The organism is Mesorhizobium sp. M2A.F.Ca.ET.042.01.1.1 (genome assembly GCF_003997405.1).
Classification (GTDB): domain Bacteria; phylum Pseudomonadota; class Alphaproteobacteria; order Rhizobiales; family Rhizobiaceae; genus Mesorhizobium.
Map to the genome: position 1 here is coordinate 1 of NZ_RZRX01000250.1, position 9,365 is coordinate 9,365.

The following is a 9,365-nucleotide window of genomic DNA, read 5'->3' on the forward strand; positions in this document are numbered from 1 at the left end:
GATTGGGCCGGCGCCGATCAGGTCGGGTCGGACTTTTCTTCCTCGAAGGTGACGGCGACATCGGAATTCGCGGAAAGCCAGACCTTCTGGCCGTCGATCTCCGCGACCAGGGCGAGCGAAATGTAATGATGATGGCCCTTGTGCGAGCCCATGCCGCTGTCGGCCTTGGTCAGCTTGATCCGGTCGCCCTCGACCTTGTCAACGGTGCCGATATGGACGCCATCGGCGCCGATCACTTCCATATGTCCGCGTATCTTGCTGATGTCGGTGCTCATGCTGGTTCTCCGCTGGATTTGCCCCTTTCGGATGCGAGACGGCCGACAATAACAAATGAACGCCGGATTGGATGCATCGCGGCGCGTCTCGTTCACCATGGCGTGATAGGCATGAATTCACCTTCACGCTGCTGACGGCATTCCACCAGTTCCTCGCGCTTGGCGTTCGCTCCATTTTCCGCTGGGCTTTGCGGCACTTGTCGGGGTTAGCATCCGGTTTGCGCGGCAGCAGCGTTGAGCATTGGGCCCGCCTCTGTTAGGACGCGGCCGACGCTTCTCCCAGGCAGGACTGAAAACAGATGATCCCTCGCTATTCCCGGCCGGAAATGGTCGCCATCTGGTCGCCCGAAACCCGCTTCCGCATCTGGTTCGAGATCGAGGCGCATGCCTGCGATGCGCTGGCGGAGCTGGGCGTCATCCCGAAGGAAGCGGCAAGGACCATCTGGGAAAAAGGCGGCGCAGCCAAATTCGACGTCGCCAAGATCGACGAGATCGAGCGCGTCACCAAGCATGATGTCATCGCTTTCCTCACCCATCTCGCCGAATTCGTCGGACCGGATGCCCGCTTCATCCACCAGGGCATGACCTCGTCGGACGTGTTGGACACCTGCCTTGCGGTGCAATTGACCCGCGCCAGCGATATCCTGCTCGACGACATCGACGCCCTGCTCGCCGCGCTGAAGCGCCGCGCCTTCGAGCACAAGGACACCGTCACCATCGGCCGCAGCCACGGCATCCACGCCGAGCCGACCACTTTCGGCGTCAAGCTGGCGCAAGCCTATGCCGAGTTCTCGCGCTGCCGCGACCGGCTGGTGCACGCGCGGGAGGATATCGCGACATGTGCGATCTCCGGCGCGGTCGGCACCTTCGCCAATATCGAGCCATATGTCGAAGAGCATGTGGCGGCAAAGCTCAGGCTGAAGCCTGAGCCGGTGTCGACGCAAGTCATCCCGCGCGACCGGCATGCCATGTTCTTTGCCACGCTGGGCGTGATCGCCTCGTCGGTCGAACGCCTCGCCGTCGAGATCCGCCATCTGCAGCGCACCGAAGTGCTGGAAGCGGAAGAGTATTTCTCGCCGGGCCAGAAGGGCTCGTCGGCCATGCCGCACAAGCGCAATCCGGTGCTGACCGAAAACCTCACCGGCCTCGCCCGCATGGTGCGGTCGATGGCCCTGCCCGCCATGGAAGACGTGGCGCTCTGGCACGAGCGCGACATTTCGCATTCCTCTGTCGAGCGCATGATCGGGCCAGACGCGACGGTGACGCTGGATTTTGCGCTGGCGCGCCTGACCGGCGTCGTCGACAAGCTGCTCGTCTATCCCGAGAATATGGAGAAGAACCTCAACAAGTTCAGAGGCTTGGTCCATTCGCAGCGTGTGCTGCTCGCGCTGACGCAGGCCGGCCTGTCGCGCGAGGACGCCTATCGCCTGGTGCAGCGCAACGCCATGAAAGTCTGGGAGCACGGCGCCGATTTCCTGGAGGAGTTGCTGGCCGACAAGGACGTGACGGCGGCCCTCTCCGAAGCCGAGATCCGCGAGAAATTCGACCTCGGCTACCACACCAAGCATGTCGATACGATCTTCAAGCGGGTGTTTGGAGAGGCCTGAAGTCGAGCAAGACCAGCGTTAGCGCCAAGCTGGAGCACCCCTCATCGTCTTGCCGCTTTGCTCACGCCTCAGTCAATCACCAGCGTTTGCGATTGGCAGCGGCGCCGGCGCGATCTTCCCTTCTCCCCTTGTTGGAGAAGGTGGATCGGCGCGTTAGCGCCGAGACGGATGAGGGGTGCTCCAGCTTGACGCAGCCGTCGCTCAAGCCTTGCCCGGGACCGTCCTGATCACCGTGCCCCACGGGTCTTCCCGCGAAATCTCATCCTTCACATTATCCGAGCGCATCTCGACCCAGGCGAGGCCTGAGCGGGACGGATCGCGACGGCCGGCGCCGGCGCTCTGCCAGGCATTGGCGCCGATATGATGGTGGTAGTGGCCGGACGACAGGAACACCGCCTGGCTGCCATATTTGGCGACCGTGTCGAAGGCGAACTGGTCATGCCACCAGGCTTCCGCATCCTCGGGCCGGCCGACGCGCAGATGCACATGGCCGACAATGGTGTTTTCGGGCGCGCCCTGCCAGCCGGCATCGCCCGCCGGCACGCTGCCCACCACCGCCGGCAGGTTGAGCCGCTCGGTCGCCATGGCGATCTTGTCGCCGTTCCATTTCCAGTCCTCCGGGCGTCGGTCGGCATAGATCTCGATGCCGTTGCCTTCCGGATCGGTCAGATAGAGCGCCTCGCTGACCAGATGGTCCGAGGCGCCTTCTATGCCGATGCGGTTGGCGGCAGCGTGGCTGATCCAGCGGCCAAGGTCCGCTCGCGACGGCAACAGGAAAGCGTTGTGGAAAAGGCCGGCGTTGCGCGGATCGTCGGGCTTCGCCGAAGCATCCTGTTCAAGCACCAGCAATGGCCGGTTGGCAGCGCCAAGCGTAATCGCGCCATCGGCGCGGCTCAGTTCCTGCAGGCCGACGACCGCGCGATAATAGGCGGCAAGGCTCTCGGCGTCGCGCGCCTTCAGCCCGACACGCGACACGCTGACCGGGGTGGTCGCCGCAAAAGGCAGTTCGCTCATCAAACTCTCCGTTCGGGCGACACCTATTCCCAAAATTGGAGTTCCAGGCCGCCAGCTCTTGTTCCCCCTCCAAATCGTCGATTGCGATCGTTCACACAAGAGAGCAAGAATCGAACAAGTTGTTCACAATTACGCCCGTCCCGATATTAGCGACAGGGTTGCAGCCGCCACAGCCGCTCGCTACATCCGCGCCATGAAAGTCAAAGACGCAGATATCCTGATCGTGCCGGGCTACACCAATTCCGGCCCCGAGCACTGGCAGACCCGCTGGCAGTCGAAACTGTCGACGGCCCGCCGGGTCGAGCAGGCGGAGTGGACCAAGCCCGTGCGCGAGGATTGGACGGCGAGCGTGGCGAACGCTGTCAACGAAGCTGAGCGGCCGGTGGTGCTCGTTGCGCATTCGCTTGGCGTCACGGCTGCGGTGCAGGCCATCCCGCAATTCAGGAAGCCCGTCGCCGGCGCCTTCTTCGTCGCGCCGCCGGATGTGTCTAATCCGGAAATCAGGCCGAGGCACCTGATGACCTTCGGCCCCTATTCGCGCGATCCCCTGCCCTTCCCGTCGATCGTGATCGCCAGCCGCAATGACCCATTCTGCGCCTTCGAGGTCGCCGAGGACATTGCTGCCGCCTGGGGATCGCTGTTCATCGACGCCGGCGAGGCCGGCCATCTCAACCACGACGCCGGCTTCGGCCCGTGGCCGGAGGGGTCGATGACCTTCGCCAAATTCCTGACGGAACTGAAGCAGCCCTAAGGCCGACATCAAGAGCCGATGGAATCCCGCATGCTCTTCAACAGGGTCTTCGCGCCGAGCGAGATCAGCGTGTGGTCCGAGCCCATGGCGAGCAGCCGATAGCCCATCGACACGACGCGGCCGGCAATTGCCGGCTCGATCACGTAGATCGCCGCATGCTTTCCAGCCTTGCGCGTCCGCTCGGCGATCGAAGCGACCGTCTCCATCATGCTTTCCAGCGTCGAATTGACGGTCGTTCCGTTCGACCAGGCGATCGAGAAATCCGACGGACCGACGAAGATGCCGTCGATGCCGGGCGTGTCGAGGATGCCGTCGAGCGCCTCGAATGCCGCCCGGGTCTCGACCATCGCGAAGGCCATGGTGCGCTGGTTTGAATCGCGCAGCCATTCGGCGTGGTCGCCCTTGCCGTGCCGCGGGAATGCGTAGGTCGGACCCCAGGAGCGCTCGCCCATGGGCGGATATTTCATCGCGGCGGCGAACTGCCGTGCGTCAGCCACCGAGTTCACCATCGGCGCGATCACCGCCTCGGCGCCGAAATCGAGCGCGCGGCTCGCCATGTCGAAGCGCCCGACCGGAATGCGCACCAGAGCGGGCTTGTTGGCGGCCAGCACCGGCGCCAGGCCGCGCAGCACGCTGTCCTCGTGGTGGCCGCCATGCTGCATGTCGAGGGTGACGGCGTCGAAATCCTGCTTGGCAATGATTTCCACCGTCAGCGCGTCCGGCACCCCGGACCAGGCGGTGAACAGCGTTTCGTCGGCGACCAGGCGGGATTTGAGCGACATCGGACCTTCCTTGATGACAACCCGCAGTTCAGCCGGAAACGACGGCAAAGGCAAAGAAAAACCGCCCGGTTTGGCCGGGCGGTCGATTGGTCCAGCTAGAATCCCGCCTCAGGCATTCTTGATCTGCTCGATCGCCTGGGCCATCAGTTCGTCCATGGTGCGGCGGATCTGATGGTCCGACTGGTTGACGCCGGCGGCATCGAAATCCTTGCGAATCTTGCGGAAGACGTCGTGGTCGCCGGCCTCCTCGATATCGGAGACCACCACTTCCTTGGCATAGGCTTCGGCATCGGCGCCGGATTTGCCCAGCTTCTCGGCGGCCCACAGGCCAAGCGCCTTATTGCGCCGGGCCGCGGCCTTGAAGCGAAGTTCCTCGTCGAAGGCGAATTTGCGCTCAAAGCCCTCTTCGCGGTCTTTCATGCTGCTCATGACGTCCCTCCGATCAATCCGATTCGCGTTCGCGGTGAATATGTGTGATGGGCAAGCACAAATCAAAAGGCCGCGACCCGGTCAATATACTTCGTCGCATGCTGCGCTGCGGCATTTCAGTCCCGAAAGCGGTTGATTCGCCGGATTTGGCGATTGAGCAAACCAGGCGATTGCGATAACACCGGCATTGAACGCCACCGTCGCCATACTAATTTAGGCAGACGGACAGGAACCGGTCATTTGCCGCCTGCCCGCAGACCCAGAGAAAAAATCAGATGAAAAATCGCCGCCGCATCTACGAAGGCAAGGCCAAGATCCTCTATGAGGGACCTGAGCCCGGGACGCTGATCCAGTTCTTCAAGGACGACGCCACCGCCTTCAACAAGAAGAAACATGAAGTGGTCGATGGCAAGGGCGTGCTCAACAACCGCATTTCCGAGCACATCTTCAATCACTTGAACCGCATGGGCATCCCGACCCACTTCATCCGCCGGCTCAACATGCGCGAGCAGTTGATCAAGGAAGTCGAGATCATCCCGCTCGAGGTCGTCGTGCGCAATGTCGCCGCCGGCTCGCTGTCCAAGCGCCTCGGCATCGAAGAGGGCACGGTGCTGCCGCGTTCGATCATCGAATTCTATTACAAGGCCGATGCGCTCGATGATCCGATGGTGTCGGAAGAGCACATCACCGCCTTCGGCTGGGCGAGCCCGCAGGAAATCGATGACATCATGGCGCTGGCCATCCGTGTCAACGACTTCCTTTCCGGCCTGTTCCTCGGCGTCGGCATCCAGCTTGTCGACTTCAAGATCGAATGCGGCCGCCTTTTCGAGGGCGACATGATGCGCATCGTCGTCGCCGACGAGATCTCGCCGGATTCCTGCCGGCTGTGGGATGTCGCCACCCAGGACAAGCTCGACAAGGACCGGTTCCGCCGCGACATGGGCGGGCTGGTCGAGGCGTATCAGGAAGTTGCCCGCCGTCTCGGCATCATCAACGAGAACGAGCCGCCGCGCCCGACGGGCCCGGTCCTCGTCGCCTCTTCCGATGCGCCCAAGGGCTTGAAGCACTAATACCGACGGGCCTGCCGGGCAATGGCAGGTCCACCGCCTGATCCATCACTTAGGAGTATCGATGAAAGCCCGCATCACCGTGACCCTCAAGAACGGCGTCCTCGACCCGCAGGGCAAGGCGATCGAGCATGCGCTCTCCGGATTGGGCTTCGACGGCGTCGGCCAGGTTCGCCAGGGCAAGGTGTTCGACATCGAACTCACCGGAACCGACAAGGCCAAGGCCGAAGCCGATCTCAAGGCCATGTGCGATAAGCTTCTGGCGAACACGGTGATTGAGAATTACGCGGTGGAGATCGCCTGACATGAAATCAGCCGTCGTCCTCCTGCCTGGCCTCAACCGCGACCGCGACATGATCGCGGCGCTGACCAAGATTTCCGGCCAGGCGCCAGCGACCATCTGGCAGACCGACACCGAGATCCCCGATGTCGACCTGATCGCCATCCCCGGCGGCTTCTCCTTCGGCGACTACCTGCGCTGCGGCGCGATCGCGGCGCGCATGCCGGTGATGCGGGCGGTGGCCGAAAAGGCCGCCCAGGGGGTGCCCGTTATCGGCGTCTGCAACGGCTTCCAGATCCTGGTCGAGGCGGGACTGCTGCCCGGCGCCCTGATGCGCAACGCCTCGCTGAAATTCGTCTGCCGCCAGGTGAAGCTCGAGATCGCCAACGCCAACACCATGTTCACCCGGCACTACAAGCCCGGGCAGATCATCCGCTCGCCGGTGGCGCATCATGACGGCAATTACTTCGCCGACGCCGAGACGCTCGCCCGGCTCGAAGGCGAAGGCCAGGTGGTGTTCCGCTACGCCGAAGGCACCAATCCCAACGGCTCGATCAACGATATTGCCGGCATCGTCAACGACAAGGGCAACGTGCTCGGTCTGATGCCGCATCCCGAAAACCTGATCGAGGCGGCGCATGGCGGCAATGATGGACGCGCGTTATTCGAAAGCGCGCTCGGCCTCGCGGCTTGATCCTTTAACAATCCTATCGGAACGCGGGGGCGGACTGACCATGAGACCGACGATCGTTCGCCTTGCTCTCCTGGCCGCCGCCGGGCTCGCCTTGGCTTCCTGCCAGTCCAGCCCCAAGACGACGCCGGTTCCCTCGGGCAAAAGCGCCTCGCTGCTTGCCATGGAACAGGTCGCCATTTCGGCGCATAAATGCTGGATCGCCAGCAAGGACCCGGCCTTCAAGCCCTACCAGATGGCCAATGAGCTCAATTCCTACAGCGGCACGCCGCGCTTCCTGCTGGTGCCCGCCAAGCATTATGGCGGCAAGCCGCTGCTGGTCGTGCAGGCGCAGGGCAACTCCAGCCGCGTCGACGTGTTCGGGCCGCTGATGAACGAGCCGCTCGGCGCCCGCATCGGCTCCGACATCGCCAGATGGCAGGCCGGAAACCCGTCCTGCGCGGCTACCGCTTGAGGCCGCCCATGGGCCGGTTCCTGCAGATCGCGGGACTGGTCATCGGGCTGATTGCGCTTGTCCTGCAGGCCGCGATCACCATTCCGGCGTCAATGGCGGCCGGGCGCAGCCTGCTAGGCTCGATCGTCTTTCTTCTCAGTTTCTTCACCATCTTGACCAACATCGCGGCTGTGATGGTGCATGCTTCGCTGCTGTCACCCACCGGCTATGCCTGGTTCCCGGCCTTCGCCGGGCAGCGCATGCGCGCCGGCGTCGCGGTGTCCATCACGCTGGTCTTCATCGTCTACGCGACCGTGCTGGCAGGGCTTTGGCAACCACAGGGCCTGTTCCTGCTTTGCGACATCCTGCTCCACTACGTCACGCCGCTGATCTTCTTGCTGTGGTGGCTCATTGCCGGCGCGGATGGCTCGACGCGCTGGCGCGATATCTCCTGGTGGATGATCTATCCGCTGGCCTATCTCGCCTATGCGTTGATCCGCGCGCCCTTCGCCGGCGAAGTGCCCTACCCGTTCCTCGACGTGGCCAAGAACGGCGCGGCCAGCGTCGCCGTTTCGGCTGTGGGCGTCACGGCGCTGTTCGTCGGATTGAGCGTGCTTGCCGTGCTGATCGACCACGGCATCGGCCGGATGCGGGGGAAACCCGCAACCCGCGTTCAATCGGGCCGCCGATAGGTTGCCATTCGACGACGGGCATCACTCCCAGAACGACCTGATGCCTTCGCGATGGGCATCGCAGCGCGAGATGCCGATATCCTTGAGCTGCTCGTCCGTCATCTCAAGCAGCGCGAGGCGGCCGCGCCGACGCTCGAGCATGCGGTCGATCTGCCTGGCGACGGAACGGAGCACAATCACCATCCGGCCGACAAAGCCGCGATGGGCCAAGGGCTCGGCTTGCGGGCCAAAAGCCGTGCGAGCATAGCGAATTGTATCAATTGTATCCATTGTCGTTCTGCCTTGTCTCGATTGTACGTTTCCAATCGCGGGTTCGATATGGATTGACTCATCGCGTGGCGCAATATAGAAAATTGTCACCATGACAAATTGGCTCCCTGACCTCTCCACTGGCTCCGGTCCGCTCTATCAGCGTCTTGCTGACAGCATTGAGTCAGATATCGATAAGGGCGTCATCGATGCCGGTGCAAAACTGCCGCCGCAGCGCGACCTTGCCTATGACATCGGCACGACTGTCGGCACCATCGGCAGGGCCTATCAGCTGCTGCGTGAACGCGGTCTGGTGAGCGGCGAGGTCGGTCGCGGCACTTATGTGCTCGGCCAGCGCGCCGAGGCGCCGAAACCCGAGGTCGAACCTGGCTTGCAAGGTACGCGCCCCATCGACGCGCCGAGCGGCAAGCTGCGCTTCGACAGCACCGCCGCGCCCGATGTCGGCCAGGGTGCTGTGATCGCCGACATCCTGGCGCGCACGGCGCAGGAGCACCCGCACGAAATCTCTAGCTACACGCGTGATTTTCCCGAACGCTGGTACGAGGCGGGCAGCCGCTGGCTGGCTCGCAACGCCTTCCGCCCCTCGCCCGATTCGATCGTGCCGACGCTTGGCACGCATGCCGCGGTCATGGCGGCGATCGCGGCGCTGACCATGCCTGGCGACTACGTCGTCTTCGAGCACCTCACCTATTCGCAGATCGCGCGCAGCGCCGGGCTGATCGGGCGACGCATCGCTCTGGTCTCGACTGACGACAGCGGCATCGACCCGGATGATTTCGAGCGCGTCTGCGCCCAGAAACACCCAAAGGTGATGTTCCTGATGCCGACCGCGAAGAACCCGACGCTTGTGACGCTGTCGGCGGAGCGGCGCCAGGCGATCGCTCGGATCGCGCGCGAGTACAATGTCGCGCTGGTCGAGGACGATCTTTACGGCGAGCTCACCGACGATCCGACACCGTTGCTGGCCGAATATGCGCCCGAGCGCACCATCGTCGCTGGCGGCCTGTCGAAGTCGGTCGCCGCCGGCGTGCGCGGCGGCTGGCTTTCCTGCCCGCCGCCCTACCGCCACCGCAT

The 9,365-nt window shown here is 63.5% G+C and carries 13 protein-coding genes; 8 read left to right on the plus strand and 5 right to left on the minus strand.

Going from position 1 to position 9,365, the window contains the following annotated elements:
- Positions 1-17: 17 nt before the first annotated feature.
- On the minus strand, positions 18-275 hold the full coding sequence (locus tag EOA23_RS27795; protein WP_040982323.1) for a DUF2171 domain-containing protein: 258 nt from the start codon (positions 273-275) through the stop codon (positions 18-20).
- A gap of 299 nt (positions 276-574) precedes the next feature.
- Between EOA23_RS27795 and purB the strand changes: the two genes are divergently transcribed.
- Positions 575-1,882, plus strand: coding sequence for an adenylosuccinate lyase (gene purB / locus EOA23_RS27800; RefSeq protein WP_127306503.1), 1,308 nt, complete (start codon positions 575-577; stop codon positions 1,880-1,882).
- Positions 1,883-2,083: 201 nt separating this feature from the next.
- On the opposite strand, the gene EOA23_RS27805 is transcribed toward purB, so the two are convergent.
- Entirely contained in the window at positions 2,084-2,896 is an 813-nt protein-coding gene (locus tag EOA23_RS27805) for a VOC family protein (protein WP_127306504.1), read from the minus strand.
- Positions 2,897-3,089: 193 nt separating this feature from the next.
- Here EOA23_RS27805 and EOA23_RS27810 point away from each other — a divergent pair, with 193 nt between their 5' ends.
- Positions 3,090-3,647, plus strand: coding sequence for an alpha/beta hydrolase (locus tag EOA23_RS27810; protein ID WP_042644628.1), 558 nt, complete (start codon positions 3,090-3,092; stop codon positions 3,645-3,647).
- 8 nt (positions 3,648-3,655) lie between these two features.
- Here the strand turns inward: EOA23_RS27810 and EOA23_RS27815 are convergent, their stop codons facing one another.
- Both EOA23_RS27815 and EOA23_RS27820 read right to left on the minus strand, forming a co-directional pair.
- Positions 3,656-4,429 carry an HpcH/HpaI aldolase/citrate lyase family protein gene (locus EOA23_RS27815; RefSeq protein WP_127306505.1) on the minus strand — a complete coding sequence of 258 codons (774 nt, stop codon included), beginning with the start codon at positions 4,427-4,429 and terminating at the stop codon, positions 3,656-3,658.
- 108 nt (positions 4,430-4,537) lie between these two features.
- Positions 4,538-4,858, minus strand: coding sequence for a DUF1476 domain-containing protein (locus EOA23_RS27820; protein ID WP_042644542.1), 321 nt, complete (start codon positions 4,856-4,858; stop codon positions 4,538-4,540).
- A gap of 275 nt (positions 4,859-5,133) precedes the next feature.
- Here EOA23_RS27820 and purC point away from each other — a divergent pair, with 275 nt between their 5' ends.
- From purC to EOA23_RS27845, 5 genes are all read left to right on the plus strand, one after another.
- Positions 5,134-5,928, plus strand: coding sequence for a phosphoribosylaminoimidazolesuccinocarboxamide synthase (gene purC / locus EOA23_RS27825; protein WP_042644540.1), 795 nt, complete (start codon positions 5,134-5,136; stop codon positions 5,926-5,928).
- Between the two features lie 61 nt (positions 5,929-5,989).
- Positions 5,990-6,229 carry a phosphoribosylformylglycinamidine synthase subunit PurS gene (gene purS / locus EOA23_RS27830; protein WP_040995386.1) on the plus strand — a complete coding sequence of 80 codons (240 nt, stop codon included), beginning with the start codon at positions 5,990-5,992 and terminating at the stop codon, positions 6,227-6,229.
- 1 nt (position 6,230) lies between these two features.
- Positions 6,231-6,899 (plus strand): phosphoribosylformylglycinamidine synthase subunit PurQ, encoded by a 669-nt coding sequence (purQ, locus tag EOA23_RS27835; protein ID WP_127306506.1) that lies wholly within the window; start codon positions 6,231-6,233, stop codon positions 6,897-6,899.
- Positions 6,900-6,939: 40 nt separating this feature from the next.
- The gene (locus tag EOA23_RS27840; RefSeq protein ID WP_189341732.1) at positions 6,940-7,350 is read left to right on the plus strand and encodes a hypothetical protein; all 411 of its coding nucleotides are present in this window, start codon (positions 6,940-6,942) and stop codon (positions 7,348-7,350) included.
- 8 nt (positions 7,351-7,358) lie between these two features.
- The gene (locus EOA23_RS27845; protein ID WP_127306507.1) at positions 7,359-8,021 is read left to right on the plus strand and encodes a Pr6Pr family membrane protein; all 663 of its coding nucleotides are present in this window, start codon (positions 7,359-7,361) and stop codon (positions 8,019-8,021) included.
- Between the two features lie 21 nt (positions 8,022-8,042).
- Here EOA23_RS27845 and EOA23_RS27850 read toward each other — a convergent pair whose 3' ends face one another.
- The gene (locus tag EOA23_RS27850) at positions 8,043-8,291 is read right to left on the minus strand and encodes a DUF1127 domain-containing protein (protein WP_127306509.1); all 249 of its coding nucleotides are present in this window, start codon (positions 8,289-8,291) and stop codon (positions 8,043-8,045) included.
- A gap of 91 nt (positions 8,292-8,382) precedes the next feature.
- Here EOA23_RS27850 and EOA23_RS27855 point away from each other — a divergent pair.
- A partial coding sequence (locus EOA23_RS27855) for a PLP-dependent aminotransferase family protein (RefSeq protein WP_145966500.1) occupies positions 8,383-9,365 on the plus strand: 983 nt, incomplete at its 3' end.

Coding starts and splice junctions, on each gene's coding strand:
- EOA23_RS27810 (WP_042644628.1), top strand. CDS start 3,090: ATGAAAGTCAAAGACGCAGATATCCTGATCGTGCCGGGCTACACCAAT.
- EOA23_RS27805 (WP_127306504.1), bottom strand. CDS start 2,896: ATGAGCGAACTGCCTTTTGCGGCGACCACCCCGGTCAGCGTGTCGCGT.
- EOA23_RS27840 (WP_189341732.1), top strand. CDS start 6,940: ATGAGACCGACGATCGTTCGCCTTGCTCTCCTGGCCGCCGCCGGGCTC.
- EOA23_RS27815 (WP_127306505.1), bottom strand. CDS start 4,429: ATGTCGCTCAAATCCCGCCTGGTCGCCGACGAAACGCTGTTCACCGCC.
- purS (WP_040995386.1), top strand. CDS start 5,990: ATGAAAGCCCGCATCACCGTGACCCTCAAGAACGGCGTCCTCGACCCG.
- EOA23_RS27795 (WP_040982323.1), bottom strand. CDS start 275: ATGAGCACCGACATCAGCAAGATACGCGGACATATGGAAGTGATCGGC.
- purQ (WP_127306506.1), top strand. CDS start 6,231: ATGAAATCAGCCGTCGTCCTCCTGCCTGGCCTCAACCGCGACCGCGAC.
- purC (WP_042644540.1), top strand. CDS start 5,134: ATGAAAAATCGCCGCCGCATCTACGAAGGCAAGGCCAAGATCCTCTAT.
- EOA23_RS27850 (WP_127306509.1), bottom strand. CDS start 8,291: ATGGATACAATTGATACAATTCGCTATGCTCGCACGGCTTTTGGCCCG.
- EOA23_RS27820 (WP_042644542.1), bottom strand. CDS start 4,858: ATGAGCAGCATGAAAGACCGCGAAGAGGGCTTTGAGCGCAAATTCGCC.
- EOA23_RS27845 (WP_127306507.1), top strand. CDS start 7,359: ATGGGCCGGTTCCTGCAGATCGCGGGACTGGTCATCGGGCTGATTGCG.
- purB (WP_127306503.1), top strand. CDS start 575: ATGATCCCTCGCTATTCCCGGCCGGAAATGGTCGCCATCTGGTCGCCC.